This window comes from [Clostridium] symbiosum ATCC 14940 (assembly GCF_000466485.1).
Classification (GTDB): domain Bacteria; phylum Bacillota; class Clostridia; order Lachnospirales; family Lachnospiraceae; genus Otoolea; species Otoolea symbiosa.
Genome location: NZ_KE992859.1, coordinates 77,513 through 98,384, shown reverse-complemented (window position 1 = coordinate 98,384; position 20,872 = coordinate 77,513). Strand labels below are relative to the sequence as shown.

The window sequence follows — 20,872 nt, the reverse complement described above, 5'->3', positions numbered from 1 at the left end:
AAGGAGGTTTTATGAGGGAAAAAGGTTATGACCGTTTAAGAATCCGGGAAATCAAAAATAAGATTAGTAATAAGCAGGTTTTTACGTCCAAGCCGTTTATCTATAACATGGAGAAGCTTGCAAATTCATTAGTCCGAAAGCAGGGAAAAAGACTAAAGGTTTCCATAGGATGGAATACCAGCCCATCGGCAACGGTTGCCGTAACAGGAAGAAATAATGTGTATATCAATGCTGCGAATCCTATTACAAGGAGCTTTCCGACAAAGGAATTAAAGACAGACAGCCTGGTGGGATTTCTGGGGCATGAATGCGGCCATCAGAAATATACTGCTTTATATTTACGAAAAGTATATGGAAAGGGGTTTGAAGAAGGGAAAATATATCCCCGGCCACCAGTACCGGGGAATGAAAAAGAGAGTGAGGCACTGGAGGAAATAAAACAGTTCCTCCAGGCCGGAGATAAGGCGGCGGTATCTGTGATTGCAGAAACCGCTTTGCGTATCAATAACATTCTGGAGGACATTTACATCGAAATGCGTATGTGTGATGAATATCCAGGCAGTATCCGGAGAGGCATTTTAATGAATGCGAACCGGCATATAGAGAAGCTGCCGACTGTCACCCAGGAGATACAGCAGCAGGATCATGGGCTGGCAATCATCTTAAATCTGATTTTGGGATATGCCAGAGCCGGAGAAATCAACAACTGGGAAGGCTATACCGGTGAGTATCTGGACTGTTTGTACGACTGTGCGGAGATTATTGATGACGCGGTGGTGAACGTGGATAAAATGGAGCGTTTCCGTGCTGCCAATCAGGTGATACTAAAAATCTGGGACTATATGAAGGATTTGATTGAGCTGCTTCATGAACAGGAGACTAAAAAAAAATCTTCCAATGAAGCGCAGAACGGTGAAACATCTGACTGCGAAGCGGAATCTGGCAGTAAAGAAAGCTCAGATAGTGATGAAGATACTGGCGGGGAGAATGGTTCTTTCAGCCAGGAGGACGATTGCAAGGATAATTCCTCCGGTCAGGAAAACTCCGATTGTGATGCTGATTCTGAATGCGACAGTGACCCTGGCAGTGAATCAGAGACAGATAATCAGGATGATGAAGAGGAAGAAGATATTTTACAACATGTATTCTGCAATGTTGCAATTCCGGCGCCAGATTTGGAGGAGGAATGTGAGGAAATTGAGGATCCCCCAGAAGGCTGGGACGGTATATGGGAAGAAGAGGAGGAACATACAGATGAAGAGAAGAAAGAAAATGTCCAGAAGTTGGAAGAGAAAGAGGAATCAGATTTGGAAGGAGGCGGAACGGAACAGGAACCTTCAGAGATGGTGGAAAGAGCCGCAGAGGAAGATACTGACCCACAGGACGAGGATGATAAAGAGAATCTGTTAAAAGCACTTTTGCAGACATTTCGCAACAACTCAAAACCGGAAGTCACAGATCAGGAAGGCGGCCGGTTTGAAGGAGAGAGTGTCTGCGAAGAGACAAATGGAGAACGGCTCATCAGATGGGAGCATGCTTATGATGGAAACGGATACTTTGATGCTGCGGAGGACATGAACCGGGTGTTATATGATTTGGCTGAGGAGAAGTATGAAAAGGAACAGGAAAAGAAACTTATCAAAGTCATAAGCAGCCAAGCAGAAAATATGGATTTTGGGTATGCACATGAAGACTGCAACATAGTGGTCCATCGGCTTGAAAATGTTTCGGTTCAGTGCAGACGGATGTACGATAGCCTGTCACCGGATATTTTGAAAACTGCGAAGCGGCTGAAGGAGGAGATGGGGGAGATTATCCATCCTGAAGAAGATGGAATGAAAAAGAACCTTCCTATGGGGAAAAAGATAGACAGCTCCAGGCTTTACCGTCAGGATAGAAAAATATTTATGAGCCGCAGTGCGCTTGGAGAGGCACGGCAGGCAGCAATCGCGGTACTGATTGATGAGTCTATATCTATGGGATATGGAGACAGGATTACCTACGGACGGCTGACTGCGCTGATTCTCTATGATGTCTGTGTGAATTTGGGAATCCCGGTTATTGTCTATGGGCATTCCACCAGCTATGACAAATTCTACACAGAGGAAACGGTAGACTTGTATGCTTATGCTGAATTTGACTCTGTAGATGGGAAGGACCGGTACCGGATTATGGATATGTCTCCGAGAGGCTGTAACAGGGATGGTGCGGCAATCCGCTTTGTTGCGGAGCGTCTGAAAACCAGGACGGAAGAATTGAAAATGCTGTTTCTCGTATCGGACGGTCAACCGTCCGGGCTTGGCTACAGCGGGGATTTAGCCAAAGAGGACTTAAAAACTTTAAAAGGTAATCTAAAACGGCAGGGAATTTTACTTTTTGCTGCAGCAATCGGAGATGACCGGGAAGTGATTGAAGAGATATATCAGGACGGTTTTTTAAATATTTCGGATATCTCCAAACTTCCTGTCCGCATTGCGAAGAAGATTCTAAGTTATCAAAGATAGGAGAAAATCAATGGCACAAAATGTGCAGCGGGACTGGAAGAACGAAGTATCGAAGCAGATCGTGGTTTATAAGACAGATAAGAAGCTTCTGGAGCTGAATGACAAATTAAAGCCGGCCTCCAAACTATTCCCGGCCCATATTCATGCAATGGGAGAGGAAGCGGAGAAGGGCGCCCGCTCTTTAATTCAGATTATCATGCTGGATTACAGTAAAGGGACAGGAGAGAATACAATCAGAGTCAGCGCTCATATCAATCCGGAGGAAGCCAAGTTCCTTTATTCCAGAAATTTTTGTGGGGTATCGTTTGTTGACTTTACTCAGGAAAAGATTTTTGGCGATCCGGATGAGGCTGGACTCAGCAAAGTAACCAAGTTGTCCATTAAACGGTTTGACACGGATGCCAAGGGAGAGAAACGACGGTATCCGTGGATTGCGGATATTGAGAACGGAAGAGGCTTTGCGGCCCATAATTCTAATGGCGGAACCTACTGTAAAAAGGATTCCTATATCTGTGACGCCCGGGTATCCGTCAACATTAATGATGTGGATATGTTCAAGCTGTTTGCAAAAGCAGAAGCTTGGATTCGCGTTTTTGAGCAGAACCAGGCATTCAAATCCTGTTTAATCCGCTTTTTCAACAAGCTGTATCTGTTGATAAAAAAAGAAATACTGGGACAGACCGATGTGATTATCCGTCACATAGATGAGTCAGATGAGTGGGAAGAGGATTCGGAAACCAGAAAAGCAAGCTGAGTGAAGGAAATGGTAGATGAAATGCGTCAGTTTTACAAAAAGAGCGGAGTGCCGGATATGTAATTGATAAAGGAGGGCATAGCCATGACAAACAAGGAAATCCGGGAAGAAATGATGCTGCAGATTGAGCAGCTGAAAACCATCAATATCCTGAACCGCTTAGGAATGCACAATAAGGACGAAGAGCAGACAAAGGCAGGAATAAAGAGCCGGATAGAAGAACTGTATCAGCAGTTACTGGAGGAAGCTGTGTAACGTACATACAACAGTAGGAGGTAAACAGAATGTCGATAGTGGGTAAAATTATAAAACAGAATGACAGATATGTGTTTTTTTATGGAGTAAGTTTTGAAGAAGGGAGATTTATGCTTCAAAGTAAAATTTTGGACAAGATAACCGCAGAGCATAAACGGCTGCGGCGAATAGAACATTCTGCAAATCGATTATATGGCTATTACGGACAAGGATATTACAAAGGGCGGTTTGCAATTCTAAAACCGGTTTTAGAAGACATCTTTCTTAGGTTGGATGATGTTTTTTATGCTTGGAATCTAATTGATGACTGGCTCTGGAATCTGTATGATGAAGCAACAGACGTGGATCATTTTATATTCGGTTTAATTCAATTTTTTAACGGACGTACTGATGTGAAACAAATATCTCGTCTTTCATGTAGAACCGTAAAAGGCCAGGAGCGGAAGCTGAAATTTCTTGAGGCGTCCCTGGAAGAAATGGGGAAGACAGAAGATCTCTGCATAATCCGGCTGATGAAGGAAACAGGAATCCGGTTTGGAGATGTAAAAGATATTACGTGGGACAATATTCAGTTTCCTTATGTTTCGGGTGTTATGACAAAGAAAACAGGATCACTTTATCCGGTTTACGAGATTAGTGAAAGAACCTATGAGCTATTAAAACAGCTAAAAAGGAAAGATGAGAAAATCTTTCATAGAAATTTGCCGGCATTTCAGGCTACAGTCAAGAGAGCAGCCGCAGGTGAATTTGAGTTTGCTATTCACGGGATTCGCTGGTACTGGCTCAAGGCGGTAGCAAAAGTTCAGATTCCGAAATCCAACCATAACCATGCAGATATGAATCCCACAGATGGGTGGGAACACTATATATAGAAAAGGAGTATTGACACACACTATATATGGTGTTAAACTGTACTTGGATTTGATTTTTGCAGTGTTCAATCATTGTAAATAACCTTTGTTCCGGCAGTGTGCCGGGAGTAAAAACATTAGGCTTAGGCCTTATTTATCTGGAAGAAAGACGTCAAAAGTGGAATATATTTTGGCGTCTTTTTTTATTTTAAGGAAGCGCAGGAAGATACCATACGGGAAACCTGCGGTTTACTGAAAGAAGAGAGGAGGGCAGTCACAAATTTAGCTGTATCAAGCGGTAAGGCAGAACAGAAGAAAGAAATTCTATGAAGGATAAAGATGGACCATTGGCAAATGCCGGTGGTTTTTTTGGTGGAAAATCAGCCACCAGCACAGAAACCCGTCTGGGATATCTGTGCATTTTATCCGCAAAGAAGAAAGGAGTTACGGATGATTAATTTGTTTCAGGATATCCCGGCGGAAACCATAGAAACAACTCTGGACATGATTCAGAGAAATTTAGATCAGATTGGTCTTTATGGCGGCCACACACTCAGAAAGCATACGGACGTGCAGGTATTGGCCTTAAAAACACGCCTGAATGCAGAGGACATTATTTATGCCACATCTTTCTGGGATATGGAAGTTGCGGCGGCAGTGGTGAAAAGCCTGATGAAGCGGTATTACAATCCGAAAATTAGGGAATGGCTCCTGGATACTACCAGGGACGTGATTTCCCTGCATGGAACCTTTCCCAAGCCGGTGGGGTACGGATTTAAAAGAGGGATTAATGTGCTGAATGAAAACCTGAAAAAGGCCTGTGTGGTCTTATTAAAAGACAGTGATGCGGATTGGGGGTTTCGGATATTGACATGTTATCCACAATTTTAACGGAGGAAAACGAGTGAAACGAACATCAATCAGCCTTCAGGTCATCATGGCAGGCAAATATGACTTTGAAGTAGGAAAGAAAGTAAATTTCCGTCTTGATCCGGAAACCAGTCTTTATATGGTATCCAGCGAGCAGCTGGAATTCGGACTTGCCAAATCGCTGGTTCGTGGGAAACGGGAGGAACTTCAATCGCTGGGAAGTGATTTTTCCGGTATTGTCGTCCAGTCTTCACCGGAAACTATGCGTATGATGGTAAAAGTATTCACGGAAGACGGCCATGACGGGCGGAAGGAGGAAACACATGATACAGGACGAGCTTTACTTGGCAGAAAGGCTGCTAAAAAAAGAGTTTGGAGAGAACTGGAAGGAGATTGTGCGGCATTTGGGCACCCGGGAACTGACAAGCTGTGTTGGGCGTGATTTAACATCATTTATGGCTTTTCCCGAACGGAAACAGGGTGGCAGCAACCGCTGGAGAGGGAACTGTTCTCCCGAGGTGGTACGGGCCGTATTAAAGCATGTTCTGCAGTGCAGGACGTATGAAGGAAAACAAAATCAGGATTTTGTGCTGCTGGATCCAATGTCAGGCTCCGGTACCAGCGGAGATGTGGCAGCCAGTGAGGGAGTGCAATCCATTCTTTATGACTTAAATCCAGAACCGGCAAAGGGGAAGGGAAACTGGGACGCATTAAAAGATGAGGTAGAGGAAAGCTCATCCATGATTTTTCTGCACCCGCCTTACCATTCGATAATTCAGTATTCAGGCAGTGTATGGGGAAAGCCCCACCCAGATGATTTAAGCCATTGCAGCAGTTACAGAGACTATATTGACAAGTTGAATTTCATTATAAAGAAGCTTTTTATCAGTCTGAGACATGGCGGATACTTAGCGGTTCTTGTGGGGGATATTCGGACACAGGGAACCTTTCATTCCATTGCAGCGGATATGATGACGATAGGAACACTGGTATCCTGGATAGTCAAGGGGCAGTATAACTGCCGTTCCAGCAGCCGGACATATAGCGGTAAACCGTTTATTCCCATTGTAACAGAACATTTGCTGCTGTTTAAGAAAGAAGAATGGCTGATGATTCCGTTCAGCTACCGGGTAAACGGTATCTGCGATTTGGAAAAGAATGACTCTTTGGCTCTGTCCTGGTTTCATCTAATCCGGGGAATTATGGAAAAAAACGGCGGAACCATGTCTTTAAAAAATCTTTACGAACATCTCGAAAAACATCCAAAAGCAAAGAAAAATCAATATTACAAGGAACGCATCCGTGCCTGTATTTATGAGCACCGCTCTCACTTTCAAACCGACGGAAAAGGTACTTACCGTCTGGCATATGCGGTGGAGTAAAAGGAGGCGTTATGGGTTATGAGGGAGAGAAAATAGAGGGATATTACTGTCTTTTAATAGCCATTCTGGGGAACTTTGATGCGAGCGAGGCCCGGTATCTGTATGAATATGGACCGGACCATCCCGTTTGCCAGAAGATACTGAAAAAGAGACCGCCACCGGTTAATTACGCCAAAATGAGCAAAGAGGAGATTAACCAGTGTATGTACCGGTTATTTGAAGAGGGATACAGCAAACGAAGTATCGCTGATTTATTCAGCTGCTATCCTTCCACGGTTAATCGAAGACTTGCTATTGGAAAGAAACAGGACGCTGAAAAGAAGATGGAAGAACGGAGGAATCAAAATAATGCACAAACTGACAGACGCTCAGAGGAACTTTGCAGAGGAAAATCATAACATGATTCAGGACTTTTTATTCTACAATCATCTGGACCGGGCTGATTACTATGATGTGGTCGCATTAGGCTATTTGGAAGCTGTACAGGACTATGATGAAGACAGCAGAACCAGGCAGTACAAGTTTGAGACAATCGCTTCGAGAAAGATGTGTGACTGTTTATTTAAGCATTGGCGTTACAATGGCCGGTTAAAACGCAAGGCCTACTTGGTGAGTTTAGATGGGACTGTGTATGAAGATTCCGGGCTGACGCTTTCAGAAACGATTGTGGCAAAAAGTGTAAAGTGTGAGGATTTGGTTTTCCAAAGACTGATGATTGAAGAGGCAATGGTACATATGACAGAAAAGGAAAAAAAGGTTGTCCAGATGAAGGCGGCAGGATTTACCGGGCCTGAGATTGGAACGGCGTGCGGCGTTACTACATCGGGAGTTTATGGCAGGCTATACCGAATGAGGAAGCGGTTGAACCGGGTGTTTTCGGCACAGGAGAGTGAAGTATATGCATATACATAAATTTTCAGATCTTGTGACATTTGATGCGGTTGCCATCGGCGGTACCCTTCCGGCTACGAACGAGTATCGGAGCTTTTTCAAAAATCTGCACCCCAGACAGCTGCTTACTTCCAGAATTACAGTTCCTATATACGAGGTGACATACGGTTATGATACCTGCCGGAATAACCGGAGAGAAGGCAAAAAATATGTGATTTTACGGTCCACCCATGGTGAGGAAGAGCTTGAGATAGATATGCTCTTTCGTGACTGGGTAGAAGTAGAAAATCGGCGCAGGCCATATCGGAAGATATCCAATGTTCAAATTCTGGAAATCAGGCCGAAAGCATATGCCACTCTTTCTCTTACAACGTAAACACGTTTCATTTCTTCATTCCCTGTATAAAAATACAGGTTGCTGTTAGGAATCAGGCGATTGCGGGCTGAAGTTCCGGACTGTATTCGGTTAGCAGCGTAAAAAGACACACCGTTAAGAATGGCTTTTCCGTCCAAAGCAAAATTTATGTGAGGGACGGGAAGGAATGGAACAGTTATATCTGTTTGAAATAGAGAAAAAGATCAAAGGAGCAGTAGAACTGCTGAAAATGTGTGAATCGGCTGCTTTGACAATGAACCCGGCTGGCTACTACCTGGCTTTCAGCGGGGGAAAAGACAGCCTGGTGATTTACCATCTGGCAAAAATGGCTGGCGTCCGGTTCGAGGCACATTACCACTTAACAACAGTAGAACCGCCGGAACTGGTGCATTTTATCCGGCGGAACTATCCTGACGTGATGATTGACTATCCGCCGATTACCATGTGGAATCTGATTATCAAAAAGCAGCTTCCACCCTACAGGAATGCGCGCTATTGCTGTAGTGTGCTGAAAGAGACGGGAGGGGAAGGGCGCTTTGTAATCACTGGAGTAAGATGGCAGGAGAGCCGCAAGCGGGAAAGCCGTGGAGCAGTTGAGGTTTTAGGAAGCAGGAAACCGGATTTAATACTCAATAATGATAATGAAGAAAGCCGCAGGATCATTGAAAACTGCCAGCTTAAAGGGAAACGGTTAGTCAATCCCATCGTCAGCTGGACAGAAAATGAAGTGTGGCTTTTTATCTATTCTCAAAAAATCGCGTACTGTGAGTTATATGACTGCGGGTTCCGAAGGCTCGGCTGTATCGGCTGCCCATTGGCATCGGTAAAAAACAGGGAATGGGAATTTAAACGGTATCCGAAGTTCCGGGAAGCATATATAAGAACTTTTGACCGAATGGTAGAGGCTAGGAGAGACGCCGGAAAATCAGATGGGAATTGGAACAGCGGGGAAGCGGTATTCAACTGGTGGATGTATGGAAATCCCAAACAGGAAAAACAGATAGAAGGGCAGATGGAATTTAACTGTAATGAAGAATTATATGACAAAGCTGTTTAATAACGGGACAAAGTAATCAGTTTCAACAAGGAGGGACAATTATATGGTTATTATTGATGGAAAAATTGCTGTAAGCGTTTGCAGACTGGGCGAAAATAATGTGTATTCGTATGCCCTTGTGGTAAGGCCCGACACAATCCCCACATGGGGACAGGACTGCTACTATTACGATATACACGGACATGCAGTGCTGTTTGATGAGCCGGAGGAGGGATGCAGCTATGCTCGGAATGAAACCCTGGTGTTATTACCGTATACGATGCTAGAGGCATTGTATGAGGACGTGGAGGGAACCGATTGGGTTGAGGCAGAAGATTCCCCGTTTACGGAGGTTTATAGTGAGATGGAGGCAAAGATTGCCTAAGAGGAGAGGTTACATGATTGGAAAGGCGTGCTGTAATACCTGTGCGTCATTGAAACGGGAACAGAAGGTAACAAAAACGGGAGAGAACCGATATTACTATGGCTGCCGTGTACATGGTCTGATCCGCAAAGCCATTGTATCTGACTCTGGGCTGGAACATCTGTCCTGTGATGAGTGGGTAGCAGCGGACGAACAGAAAATAGAGAACCGGGCGATTGCGGAAACGCTGGGGAAGGAACTTCAATCGCTGCATGATATATGGAATCAGGTATATGCGTGCGGGGGAGCGGATTTCAACTGCCCGGACGGAGTGGAACTGAATCTTCTCAGAAGCCGCATGATGTCCCAGCGACGCCGGATTAGAAGCTGTCTGTTGGAAGCAGACTATCCCGCCAGTTATAAGTTGGAGATACCGGACATGATTACTAGCCAGTACATGGCGCGGAGAGAGGAGATTGAGGCGGCGGCAAAAAAGGCGCTGCAAATCTACAGGGAAAATAAGGACTATCAGTGGCTTGTTGAAAAAAATCTGGAATTATGTGAGGAAGAGCGAAATGTGTCCGGTATTTACTATGCGCTTGGCTATATAGAACAGTTAGAAAGAGCCATAGAACAGGATGATTATGTTCTGATGCGGTCCCATGAGGTTCCAGAGCATTACATTGAGATATTGAGGATCTGCCGTGATAAAGTGGCTTGCATCATGAAAGAAGGAAAGTTGGTCAGCATACAATCGGATAAGGAAAAAGAGAGGCATACCGGGGGACAGCCGCAGATACCGGGGCAAATGGATATTTTTAGTTTCCTTGCTTCTTGATTGATACTTTATGGAGGGAATGATGGATAGTCTGATGGAGAAAGAGAACTGCCAGATAGAAGGAATGATGTTACAGATAGCAGGGGGAAAGAGAGTGGAAAGAGAGTGGATAGAAACAGACGATGATTGTGCGCCATTTTGCGGATGTCTTGGAACTGGCGAAATTGAATTTGTACAGATTAACCGCTAACTGTCGGAATATGTATTCTATATCAGTTCCCATGTAATGGTTTGCCTTCAGAATTTTTTAATGAACAGATTGATTCCATACTGAAAAACTATGGGTATCAGCACCCGAAATATGGTAGTCATGAAATAAACGCTGAAGCGGAACCCAGCAGTCAGCAGATAGCGGAAATGTGATTTACAGTATGGTAAAGATAAGGAACGATAAGGAACGATAAGGAAGCCGGCTATGATTTGAATGACCATGGCAGGGTGTGATTGTGTGAGAAAGGATATTTTTTATGAATCAGAAGGTAAGCTGGAAACAGTGTGTGGAAATTTTTGAACAGTATCTATTTTCGCTTTCAGGCATGGATTATAACAACGGATGTTATAGATTTACTGTGAAGACAACGGTCAAACGAAAAGACGCACTAAGCCATGATGAATTGGCAGAGTTGTGTACCAGATTATGCGCTGTTTGTATTGATGTATGCTTAGAGGGTGAAAAAGATTACTGTTGGACTGTATTTTACACCACAGTAACCTGATAAAGATTGTTTTATAAAAGGCTGCGGCTGATGGATTGGGGACATAATACTTTAAGGAATAATTGGATTCAGGGCAGAAAAGAACGAGCTGTCGTATATTAGTCCCCAAATGTAATACGATTATCCCCATATAGAGGACAATCTTGACCGAGGAAATTCCATATACAGTTTTCCTGGCACCTTTTCCAAATGCGGGGCTTCAACCAGAGTCCATACACGCAAAGGGGACAAGGGCCGCAACATTGAGACGCTGCATTGTGATAATCCGGACTGTGAAACAGAGTGGCTCCGGCAGTTAATCCACTTCACCGGGAAAAGGCCATGGATAACAAAGCTCTGTCAACGGCCACACTATCAAAGTTTTTGGAATATGGTTGGCTGGATTCATTCCAGGATTTTTACCACCTGGATATGTACCGGGAAGAGATTATCCTCTTAAAGGGATTTGAGGTTAAATCCTATGAGAGCCTCTGATCCTCCATTGAAGCAAGCGGGCACACAATCTTTGAGTGTTATCTGGCAGCTATGGATATCCAGTTCGTTGGCCGGACCATAAGCCGGAGCCTGTGACAGCAGTTTCACGGAAGTCTGAATGACTTTGAATCGGTCGTAACCGGCACACATGATCTCACACAGATGGAGGATATCGGAGCCAATATCAATAACAACATCCATAGCTGGTTTTCAGATATGGGCAGTCGCTGTCTTTTTCAGCGATTGTCTTAGTTCCCCATGTACGAGTAGCTTGGCAGGAAGATTGTCAATTAAAGTGTCCGTTACTTTTCGTGTATCAGATACTTTCAAGGTCGCTGTTTTTCCAGCTTCAGCCGGTTAGGAATACACCGTTGTATCAACTTGATATCCCAATGTTGCAGACAGTTCCTTTATATAAACTACGCTAGCCGTTACTTCTACAACGCCAGTATTTCCGCTTTCATCAGTCGTAAGGGGGCAAGCAGTTTCGTGCAGTCCTTATCAGAAAAGACACCACAGGTTGCACCGGCGATAGAGTAATTCCAGTTACCGCCTGTTATGCTGGTATTACTGGAAGTCTTTTGAAGTGTTGCATTTTCGATATTCAGTTTCGTCCAGAATAGATTCAGAAACGGGTGAGTTCCTGGAATGGCAAGAAACACCGGCAGAGGAATACGAGGAAAAAGAAATATTTGAAATACTTGATGAAGAAAGGACTGAAGCAGATGCTTCATCTGCTCTGTATCAGATAGCATTGCGAACGTTCATACAGGCGAAACGGAAATTATAATTAAATTCTTACGGTGATAAAAATAGCATCTTGCGCGAATGATATGATACCTCTTAAGTAGACAGGATAAATACCCAAATCTACTTAGGAGGTATTTTTATGGCTAAATCACCACATACGCCAGAGGTCTGAGCGATGGTTTCTCAAGAGTATCTCGACGGATTAGCTTCCTATGATCTTCTGGAAAATAAATATCAAATTGGTAGTAAAACGTTAAAACAATGGGTTGCTAAATACAGGCTGTATAGTTTGCTTGCTTTCAATAATAAAAAAGGAAATACCTCCTATTCATTCGATTTTAGAACAACGTACGTTGGAGCCGTTTTATCTGGAGAAGGAAGTGTTGATGACATTGTTGCAGAATGTCATATTTCAAGTCGACAGGTTTTGCGAAACTGGATTTCAATGTATAATGCCAATAGAGAACTTAAGAATTATGATCCCAAACGGGAGGTCTATATGGCAGAAGCACGCAGGAAAACAACAATTGATGAATGCATGGAAATCGTTAAATATTGTAGTGGGCATAATCGTAATTACAAGGATACAGCCAGCTTATTTGATGTTACATACAGCCAGGTCTATTACTGAAAGAAATATGATGCTGACGGAGAAGAACGCTTGTCAGATAAACGTGGGCATCACAAAACAAACAGTGAAGTCGATGAATTAGAGCGTTTACGGCACGAAAATATACGTCCGAGACGCCAGCTTGAAGAAAAAGATATGGTCATTGAATTAAAAAATGGAGTGTAAACTGGATGTGTAAGCAGCTTGGAATTTCCAGAGCCGGATACTACAAATGGTTACACCGTGACATTCCAGTGCAGGAGCAGGAAAATCAAAAGCTGGCTGAGTTGATTAAGGAGACAGAGGGGGCTGGGGGATTACCAAATCCGAGATGTATCAAATGTATGACATAACAGATGAAGCCTCTAACTGTGTGGCCATTCATTAGCACCTGATTTTAGATATTTTACTTGTCTACTTGACAAGGGATATATCATGGCAAGGTGCTATTTTTTGGTTCTGGTTTCACTTATCTGGAAATCAATACCATCATTTCCATAAACCAACTATTTCTTCCAATTTATAGAAAGAGTAAAATAAAGCCAATCGTGAATGACTAACAAAGCCTGATATACCGATTGCTCCATTATTATAACAGTTAAGCAACATGATGGATAATTCCTTACTGGCTGTAGGGGATATTAACCATAAATATATTGTTAGGTAATTGCGAAACGTGGTGAACCATCCATTCCGCCAGAGCAGCACGAATGGCACGCATAAACTTTATGCAATGGCAGGATTTTGCGTACAACAATGAGACAGCTGGAAATACCCGTCAATCAGCGAATATAAAATTGGTACACTCAGGCAATCAGTGGTCTCAGACTACGAAGGTACTCATGTTTACGAATTTTGTCTGCTACCATTACCGTTACAAGCTGTGCAATACCTGAAAGCAGCAAATCTGCATGAAGCGTTTTCACATTTTGTATTTTACGTCCCGCAACACAAAACTGTCTTAGAAATAGTTGATAGATTTTTAACATACGCCCTGATCTTGTAAGTGCTGTCTCATTCTGCGGTATCTCTGACGGTTCCGGGATAGGCGCGGAGGTTTTTCTCGGGATACACATAGATTATGCGGCCGTAGGAAGAAGAGGTGCAGGGATTACCACAGTGGCAGCCCCGGCGTTTGGTTTTGGTTTCTTTGTTGTATTCCCATTTCATTTTGGGACATACGTACTTTATCGTAGGCAATCCACAGCGCAAATGCGTTTTGCTGCCTTCCCTGCGCATCAGCGGGGAAGAGTTGTTTGGACAGAAAGGGATCCCTTCTTCATTTACGGAGTAATCAATCCCTTCGATTTTGAGCTTGTTTTTCAAGGGAATATATGCCTGATTAAAAGGCGCTACCTGCAAAAGGTATTTATAGATTTCAATGGAATCAAAAGCGGCATCGCCTAGAAAGGCTTTTGGGTGAATGATGGGATGCTTTTCAAAGAAATCTTTCAGTACAGGAATTAAAGCTTTTGAACCTGCAAGGCTTTTATCCTCATCCGGATAATCCAACTTTTTCGCTATCACGATATCCGGGTGTGCGGTGAGCAAGTCTTTACTGTAAAAGCTGATATCACGTACAATGCCAAGCCCGTTGGTTACGATACCAAACTTATAGGCATAATAGAAATGTCCATTGATGTACATCTATTGAATCGCAGGATTCGCAGCAGCATGGGAAGGCACAGAACCGTAGGCGGCTTTATAAGGGTCATAAGAATTATCCAGACCTTTTGCTTTTTTAAAAGCTTTGAGCTGTTTGATAAACCGGTGAGCGGACTTGGGATTATTTTCCTTGACCCGGGCTTCGATTCCGGAGGTTCAAAGAGGAGCATAGAAGCTTTGGAGGTATCTATGTTTTGGCGGATTGGTTCGGTCCGATCAACGAGATGATTGGCATCAATTGTAAGTCCAATAAAAAATCCTGCTTGAAGCGGTTGAATTTAGAAGCATCAGGGACTACATCAAAGCCACAGAACTCACGGGGTTCCTGAGAGTATTTAAGAAATATAATCAAAAGAGAAACGGTGGGAAATGAAAAGATGCGCTGTTATAACAGAGCACAGAGCATGGGATAGAGCTAATGCTTGCGTGGTCTGCCGGTGAAAGCGTGGAAATGAGAAATAAAGGACACCGGGACAATTTCATCAAAGTTAATGGTCTGTGAGAGAAACTCAAGAAACCCATATTTATCGTTGTCGAATTTATTTTGCAATCGTTAAAAATATCTGCCAAAGAAAGCTGTTTGTATGATATCATTAATGTAGCAACTCCTTTCAGGTGGATGGTTGATTGTTTCTGGACAATTCAATTTTACCATAAACCAGTGAGGAGTTGTTTTATTATTGCAAAAAAACACCGCAATTATGCGGGTTTTGACGTTTCGCAAACGCCTAATAAATATATTGTAGTAGAAAGGAGTCATGACTATGCGGCACATTAATATAGTAGACTTACAACGATACCGACAAGAACTGATTGAGGCTGAAAAGAGCCTTGCCACTATCGAAAAATATATCCGGGACATCAAAACTTTCATGCACTGGCTGGGAGATGACAAAGATATCACCAAGGACCGGGTGATTCAATATAAAGAATACTTAAAGACGAAATACAAAGTCTCCAGTATCAACAGCATGCTGGTTGCGATTAATCGCTTCTTCCAATACTTGGGCTGGAACGAATGCTGCGTGAAAGGCCTAAAATCCCAGCAGCAGATGTTCTCGTCCGAATCTCGCGAGCTAAAGCAGCATGAATATGAAAAACTGATTGAAACTGCCCGGCGGAAAAAGAAAGAGCAGCTGGCCCTAATCATAGAAACCATCACCGGAACTGGCATAAGGATCAGTGAACTGGTGTATATCACCGCGGAGGCCGTCACTCAGGGAAGAGCAGAAGTCTCCTGTAAGGGAAAATGGCGCCAGATCTATCTGACCAAGGAACTGCGGAAACGCCTGATGAAATACTGCAGACAGAAAGAAATCAAAGCTGGGCCGGTATTTTGTTCCAGGCATAAAAATCCGTTAGACCGCAGCAATATCTGGAGCATGATGAAGAAGCTCAGCAAAGAAGCCGGAGTAGATCCGGGCAAGGTGTTTCCGCACAATCTACGCCACCTGTTTGCGCGCACTTATTATAAGAAGCATAAGGATATCTTTTACCTGGCAGATATCCTGGGACACGCCAGTGTGAATACCACCAGAATCTACACCAGAACAGCCGGCGCGAACCATATCCGGATGCTGGAAGGATTGAAACTGGTAATCTAAACTGCAAAGAAGGAAAATGCAAACCTGGAAACAGCAACACAGAGACAGATATACTGATACAGAGAAACACAAGAAAAGCAGAATATAAAAAAACCACATAATATTGATTATGTTACATAAGCCTTCTTATTTTGTGATTATATCATTGCATTCGATAAATTACAACTATAACTGGCAAAAAATGGCGAGAAACGCCACCTAGGCCGGTAAATAACAAGACTTACCGGCCTTTTTCTGTTACTTTTGAGATGGTTTAGAGGTAGCATCTATTACAACGTTATTGTTTAATACTCCATATAAGGAAATTATATAACTATAAAACACGACAGAAATCACAAAGTTATAACATAATCAATATTATGTTGTTTAGATTGAGAGGGGGCTAAGTGTTTGAGCAATTGCAACTTGGGGGGCATTTTCAAAATTTATCAATATTGGTATAAAGACCTCTTATTCGAGGTTAAATTCCATATCGTCAGTCAGTATCATCCAGATGACTCCGGCAAGCTGCCATCATGGTATCACAATAGGCCTTGAAAGCAGTGTTGTTTTTTACAATATTATGAAGTTGCATTCATAAGTGCATAATGCAGTACTTTGGATCTGCGTTTAGACATGTAGGTGCGTGTAGTCTGATGGTACACAGGCGGAGCTAAGCCAACAAATACAAGCAGCTTACCAGAGTGTCAGGTCACTCAATCTGGACAATGGAGTGAGTTATCAGAATAGATAGAGTACTATCGTTAACACCGAAAGACTTCTGTGCGAGAACTTTTAATTCTTTCGTCTGCTTTTTGGTAAAGTACCTATGAGAGTTCACCTTGAGTAGATGAGTCATGTGCATGGAAGAAATTCCTTTCAGTGTAAGCGCTTCTTTTAGAAGTACATAGACAGATTTCTGATGCAGAGCGGACTTGAAAAAGTACCGCAGTTCAGGGGAAAATTTGGTCAAGGTAAGAAGGCAGTTGTATTTTTAAACAGGTACGCTGCTTCACGGTTTTCTGGCAAAATACCCAAGATGTTTGAGAACAAACGGTTCAAGGTTATAAAACGTGACAAACCTGAAGGAATTCTGCATTATGAAAGTTTTAATAATAATGTATGTGCCGACTTGCCGGTCTTAGTCTTGCAGATGTTGTTTTTACATTGCAAATGTCTTAATAGAATTAGACACACACATGGTAGTAATTGGCAACAAGGTATCGAACAAATTATCGCCATAGTGTAACAAATGCCTAAATATCTAAATATAAAAGGAGACAAAAGATATGTTTGAAAGAATGAAGTTGAAGCCATATTTGATTACTGTGTTTTCTGTGATTATTGTTTTAGCTGCAATTATTACATTGGTGGGTACTGTTGGACTCCTAAAAACAAAGGATAGTATGCAAGTATTCATGGATAAAACATTAGATACAGAATTGGCTGTTAAAACCTGCAGAATAGAATCCAATATTGCAGCACGCGATTTGCGCGAAATGGTTATTACTGATAATCCAAAGGATTATGAAGGATTAAAAGAACGTATTGAGGAAAGTATTGAGACAATACACGAGCAGATTTCTATATTAAAGGAAGCACATGGGGAAACAGACGGTTTGGCAAAAAAATACGAAGATGCTTTCCAGAATTGGTTTAATGTTGCGGTGAAGGTTATTGATGAAGTGGAAAAAAGGGATAAAGAGGCTGCCAAAGATGTTATTCTAAATGAATGCTCACCGGCTTTAAGCGGTTTGGCTGAAATAGCTAAGGAGATTGAGGTGCAAATAGGTAAGGAACGGGCAGCATCAGAAAATTATGTACAAAAACTAATCATGAGCTTTATTGCGAGTTGTGTCGTTTTACTTATTTTACTGCTCTTTATTGGCTTATATTGTCAAATGAAGGTGACTAAAAATATAACTGGAGTAACTAATAAAGTTAAGGAAGCTGTGCTTGGACTGTCTAAAGGTGACTTGAAGGCCAGAATTGAATATGCAGCAAGGAACGAGTTTGGTGAATTAGCTGAACGCATGAACTTTTCTTTTCAAGAACTAGCAAAATATGTTGATGCCATAGACTATGGCATGAGCGAGTTCTCCAAGGGGAATTTTACTTGTGAATGCCCGATGGATTTTCTTGGAGATTTTGCCAATATCCAAAAATCAATCGGACATTTTCAGGCTAAAATGAATAACACATTATTGGAATTGAATACCGCTTCTGCTCAAGTGAGTGTAGGGGCTAGCCAGGTGGCTGATGGCGCTCAGGCCCTGGCTCAAGGTGCAACAGAGCAGGCAAGCAGTGTTGAGGAACTATCTGCAACAATTGCAGATATATCTCATCAGATTTCTCAGACCGCTGAATATTCAGAAAAAGCCAATGTGTTAGGAAAACAGGCGGGAACGGTTGTTCAGAAAAGCCAAGTGGAAATGAAGCAGATGATGACAGCAATCAAAGATATCGCTTCAGCTTCTGAAAGTATACAAAAAATCATTAAGGCAATTGATGATATTGCTTTTCAAACAAATATTCTTGCATTAAATGCAGCGGTAGAAGCTGCCCGCGCGGGAAATGCTGGCAAGGGGTTTGCGGTAGTGGCAGACGAAGTGCGGAATCTCGCGCAAAAATCTGCGGAAGCTGCTAAAGATACCACGGAACTAATTGAAAACTCCTTGCAGTATGTATCATATGGAGAGCAGTTGGCATCGAGTACAAATGCAGCTTTTGAAGAAGTGGCAAAGCATGCAGAGGATATTTTGGGAATGGTTTCCAAAATTGCGCAGGCATCAAGTGAACAGTCATTATCCATTTCTCAAATTTCTCAAGGCGTGGATCAGATATCTTCAGTGGTGCAGATGAATTCTGCAACATCGGAGGAAAGTGCTGCGGCTAGTGAAGAACTTAGCGGGCAGGCCAGTGTGATGAAATCGTTGATTGAGCAGTTTAAATTATCCCGTGTCACAAAACCTATTTCTGGTTCTGATATATGAATGGGAAATTAATAGTAAAATCATTTTGTATTATATGCTCGAGAAATATATCATGAAATAATGATTTTGTTGTGATACCACTATATCTGGAAAAAAAATTAGATGTCAAAAATCAGGGTATTCTGGCGGCATTTGGCCTAGGAATCCCTGATTGTCAGTAATAAAAGGAGAAAAAATGTTCAGATTGTTTGATGCAGAAGATGAAAATAAATTCACGTGGGAATCCATAGGTGATGTTATTGATGGCAGAAAAAATCTAGGAGAAGAAATGCCTGTATATGTATACCGACTATTTCAATTTACGATTAAAGATGAACTGGTCAAACGCTTTGGGAAAGAGGTTACCATTGACATTTTCAGAAATGCAGGTGAACTGGCGGGAAGAGAATTTGCAAACCATCTTCTTAACTTAGAGTTGTCGTTTAATGAATTTATTGCCCACTTGCAAGGGGTTCTGGAAGAAAGTAAAATTGGCATTTTGCGTATTGAGAAATTTGATATGGATACTGGTGAAGCCGTTCTGACTGTTGGAGAGGATTTGGATTGCTCCGGTTTGCCTATTACAGGGGAGACGGTTTGCAATTATGATGAGGGCTTTTTGGCAGGGATTTTAAAGGTTTATACAAAAAAGGAATATGTGGTTACTGAAGTGGATTGCTGGGCTACGGGGTCTCGCGTGTGCCGCTTTGAAGCGAGTGTAAAGAATCTAGGTGAATTAAGCATTGAATAAAGAAGATATTAATTTGCTTGTGGAACAAGTCAGGCAAATCATATTGAATAAACCGATAAAGGAAGAGTTAAAGAGTGAATCTGAAGAATTGGCTGAATTACAGGAAGCCGTACTTTATCTATCGGGTTTGTTATCTGAATCAAATGAATTTTTAAGACATTTGCAGGCAGGAGAACTTGATGTGAAACCGCCTGGTCGACATAATTTTATGGCTGCTAATCTAAAGGAACTTCATTCTGCGCTCAAACATTTAACGTGGCAGGCGAATCAAATTGCTAATGGCGATTACAGCCAAAAGGTCGATTTTTTAGGAGATTTTTCGGCATCATTTAACTCTATGATACATCAGCTTGCGGAGCGGGAGGCAAAATTAAAGCATCAGTCCGTTGAACTTTCGGATATGGTTGAGTTAATAAAATCTATAATGGATGGACTGAAAGATTGGATTGTTGTGATTGATAGTGAAAGCAAGGAGGTTATTTATACCAACCAATCCGCAAATCAGTTGTTTTATGATATGGAGATAGAAAAATATACTTGTGGAAACAAATGTGAACTGATTGAGCAATTAAGGAAACAAAGTCAAGACTGTAAGGTTTCAATTTTTGAATATACTTGTCCCAGGAGCATGAAAATACTGCGTGTAAAGTCTTTTGGCATTAAATGGAATAACAAAGCGGCTTGTGTACATTATATCCAAGATGTAACTGATGAGTGTAAATATCATGAGCAAGTGGAAGAAATGGCATATACGGATGAGCTTACAGGGCTATATAACAGAAGATATTGCATGAAGCAACTAGAACGACAATTGTCGCAAAAGAATGAATTTTCGTTTTGTATGATAGATTTAGATGGACTTAAATATGCCAATGATAACTATGGGCATGCTTCTGGAGATCGGTATCTTAAAACGGTAGCTAATGAGATGCTGAAAATATCGCGTACAACGGATATTGTTTGCAGAATTGGCGGTGACGAGTTTGCGATACTATTTCTTAATTGTGCATCGGATATAGCCCTGAAAAAAATGAAGCAGGCAAACCTAAGTATAGAAAGCCTATCCGAAGGATTTTCGATGTCAATTAGTTATGGAGTCCTCCACATTGAAGCGGGGATGAATATTTCGCCGGAAACTATTTTGATGTGGGCTGATAAAAAGATGTATGCTTTGAAAAACACCAAAAAGCATTCAAAGAGCCATGGCCGATGATATGGTTTGCGTGCCAG

The 20,872-nt window shown here is 42.3% G+C and carries 21 protein-coding genes and 2 pseudogenes; 21 read left to right on the top strand and 2 right to left on the bottom strand.

Annotated elements, in window-relative coordinates:
- The first annotated feature begins 11 nt into the window (after positions 1-11).
- The 16 genes from CLOSYM_RS22015 (at position 12) to CLOSYM_RS22740 (ending at position 11,311) form a co-directional block, all read left to right on the top strand.
- On the top strand, positions 12-2,504 hold the full coding sequence (locus tag CLOSYM_RS22015) for a vWA domain-containing protein (protein ID WP_002570106.1): 2,493 nt from the start codon (positions 12-14) through the stop codon (positions 2,502-2,504).
- Positions 2,505-2,514: 10 nt separating this feature from the next.
- Positions 2,515-3,258, top strand: coding sequence for a hypothetical protein (locus CLOSYM_RS07100; RefSeq protein ID WP_002570105.1), 744 nt, complete (start codon positions 2,515-2,517; stop codon positions 3,256-3,258).
- Between the two features lie 84 nt (positions 3,259-3,342).
- Positions 3,343-3,513: a hypothetical protein gene (locus CLOSYM_RS22755; RefSeq protein ID WP_002570104.1), complete on the top strand. Its 171-nt coding sequence runs from the start codon at positions 3,343-3,345 to the stop codon at positions 3,511-3,513.
- 29 nt (positions 3,514-3,542) lie between these two features.
- Positions 3,543-4,385, top strand: coding sequence for a site-specific integrase (locus CLOSYM_RS07095; protein ID WP_002570103.1), 843 nt, complete (start codon positions 3,543-3,545; stop codon positions 4,383-4,385).
- A gap of 305 nt (positions 4,386-4,690) precedes the next feature.
- Positions 4,691-4,822: a hypothetical protein gene (locus CLOSYM_RS23625; RefSeq protein ID WP_268744743.1), complete on the top strand. Its 132-nt coding sequence runs from the start codon at positions 4,691-4,693 to the stop codon at positions 4,820-4,822.
- The gene (locus CLOSYM_RS07090; protein WP_044902219.1) at positions 4,815-5,255 is read left to right on the top strand and encodes an RNase A-like domain-containing protein; all 441 of its coding nucleotides are present in this window, start codon (positions 4,815-4,817) and stop codon (positions 5,253-5,255) included. Before CLOSYM_RS23625 ends, CLOSYM_RS07090 begins: the two co-directional genes overlap by 8 nt.
- 13 nt (positions 5,256-5,268) lie before the next feature.
- Complete coding sequence (locus CLOSYM_RS22750; RefSeq protein ID WP_147296736.1) at positions 5,269-5,676, top strand: hypothetical protein; 408 nt, start codon at positions 5,269-5,271, stop codon at positions 5,674-5,676.
- The gene (locus tag CLOSYM_RS07085; protein WP_002570101.1) at positions 5,558-6,616 is read left to right on the top strand and encodes a class I SAM-dependent methyltransferase; all 1,059 of its coding nucleotides are present in this window, start codon (positions 5,558-5,560) and stop codon (positions 6,614-6,616) included. The genes CLOSYM_RS22750 and CLOSYM_RS07085 overlap by 119 nt, the downstream gene beginning before the upstream one ends.
- Before the next feature lie 11 nt (positions 6,617-6,627).
- Positions 6,628-7,014, top strand: a complete 387-nt coding sequence (locus tag CLOSYM_RS07080; RefSeq protein WP_002570100.1) for a helix-turn-helix domain-containing protein — start codon at positions 6,628-6,630, stop codon at positions 7,012-7,014.
- The gene (locus tag CLOSYM_RS22010; RefSeq protein ID WP_002570099.1) at positions 6,965-7,528 is read left to right on the top strand and encodes a sigma factor-like helix-turn-helix DNA-binding protein; all 564 of its coding nucleotides are present in this window, start codon (positions 6,965-6,967) and stop codon (positions 7,526-7,528) included. The genes CLOSYM_RS07080 and CLOSYM_RS22010 overlap by 50 nt, the downstream gene beginning before the upstream one ends.
- Positions 7,515-7,883: a hypothetical protein gene (locus tag CLOSYM_RS07070; RefSeq protein ID WP_002570098.1), complete on the top strand. Its 369-nt coding sequence runs from the start codon at positions 7,515-7,517 to the stop codon at positions 7,881-7,883. The genes CLOSYM_RS22010 and CLOSYM_RS07070 overlap by 14 nt, the downstream gene beginning before the upstream one ends.
- Positions 7,884-8,049: 166 nt before the next feature.
- The gene (locus tag CLOSYM_RS07065; protein WP_002570097.1) at positions 8,050-8,940 is read left to right on the top strand and encodes a phosphoadenosine phosphosulfate reductase family protein; all 891 of its coding nucleotides are present in this window, start codon (positions 8,050-8,052) and stop codon (positions 8,938-8,940) included.
- A 43-nt stretch (positions 8,941-8,983) separates the two neighbouring features.
- On the top strand, positions 8,984-9,304 hold the full coding sequence (locus CLOSYM_RS07060) for a hypothetical protein (protein WP_002570096.1): 321 nt from the start codon (positions 8,984-8,986) through the stop codon (positions 9,302-9,304).
- A gap of 13 nt (positions 9,305-9,317) precedes the next feature.
- Positions 9,318-10,121, top strand: coding sequence for a hypothetical protein (locus CLOSYM_RS07055; RefSeq protein WP_021641566.1), 804 nt, complete (start codon positions 9,318-9,320; stop codon positions 10,119-10,121).
- Between the two features lie 22 nt (positions 10,122-10,143).
- Entirely contained in the window at positions 10,144-10,311 is a 168-nt protein-coding gene (locus tag CLOSYM_RS22745; RefSeq protein ID WP_002570094.1) for a hypothetical protein, read from the top strand.
- An 847-nt stretch (positions 10,312-11,158) separates the two neighbouring features.
- Positions 11,159-11,311, top strand: a complete 153-nt coding sequence (locus tag CLOSYM_RS22740; protein ID WP_154662219.1) for a hypothetical protein — start codon at positions 11,159-11,161, stop codon at positions 11,309-11,311.
- A 223-nt stretch (positions 11,312-11,534) separates the two neighbouring features.
- Here the strand turns inward: CLOSYM_RS22740 and CLOSYM_RS22340 are convergent.
- A pseudogene (locus tag CLOSYM_RS22340) lies at positions 11,535-11,940 on the bottom strand (hypothetical protein); the annotation flags it as partial.
- A 296-nt stretch (positions 11,941-12,236) separates the two neighbouring features.
- On the opposite strand from CLOSYM_RS22340, the gene CLOSYM_RS22335 reads away from it, so the two are divergent.
- Entirely contained in the window at positions 12,237-12,692 is a 456-nt protein-coding gene (locus CLOSYM_RS22335) for a helix-turn-helix domain-containing protein (RefSeq protein WP_002570092.1), read from the top strand.
- A 996-nt stretch (positions 12,693-13,688) separates the two neighbouring features.
- On the opposite strand, the pseudogene CLOSYM_RS07040 reads toward CLOSYM_RS22335, so the two are convergent.
- A pseudogene (locus CLOSYM_RS07040) lies at positions 13,689-14,930 on the bottom strand (transposase); the annotation flags it as partial.
- Positions 14,931-15,100: 170 nt separating this feature from the next.
- Here CLOSYM_RS07040 and CLOSYM_RS07035 point away from each other — a divergent pair.
- The 4 genes from CLOSYM_RS07035 (at position 15,101) to CLOSYM_RS22000 (ending at position 20,855) form a co-directional block, all read left to right on the top strand.
- Entirely contained in the window at positions 15,101-15,940 is an 840-nt protein-coding gene (locus tag CLOSYM_RS07035) for a tyrosine-type recombinase/integrase (protein WP_002570089.1), read from the top strand.
- A gap of 1,268 nt (positions 15,941-17,208) precedes the next feature.
- Positions 17,209-18,912, top strand: a complete 1,704-nt coding sequence (locus CLOSYM_RS07025; RefSeq protein WP_021641554.1) for a methyl-accepting chemotaxis protein — start codon at positions 17,209-17,211, stop codon at positions 18,910-18,912.
- A 175-nt stretch (positions 18,913-19,087) separates the two neighbouring features.
- Positions 19,088-19,642, top strand: coding sequence for a V4R domain-containing protein (locus CLOSYM_RS07020; RefSeq protein WP_002570087.1), 555 nt, complete (start codon positions 19,088-19,090; stop codon positions 19,640-19,642).
- On the top strand, positions 19,635-20,855 hold the full coding sequence (locus tag CLOSYM_RS22000) for a sensor domain-containing diguanylate cyclase (RefSeq protein WP_021641553.1): 1,221 nt from the start codon (positions 19,635-19,637) through the stop codon (positions 20,853-20,855). Before CLOSYM_RS07020 ends, CLOSYM_RS22000 begins: the two co-directional genes overlap by 8 nt.
- Positions 20,856-20,872 lie beyond the last annotated feature (17 nt).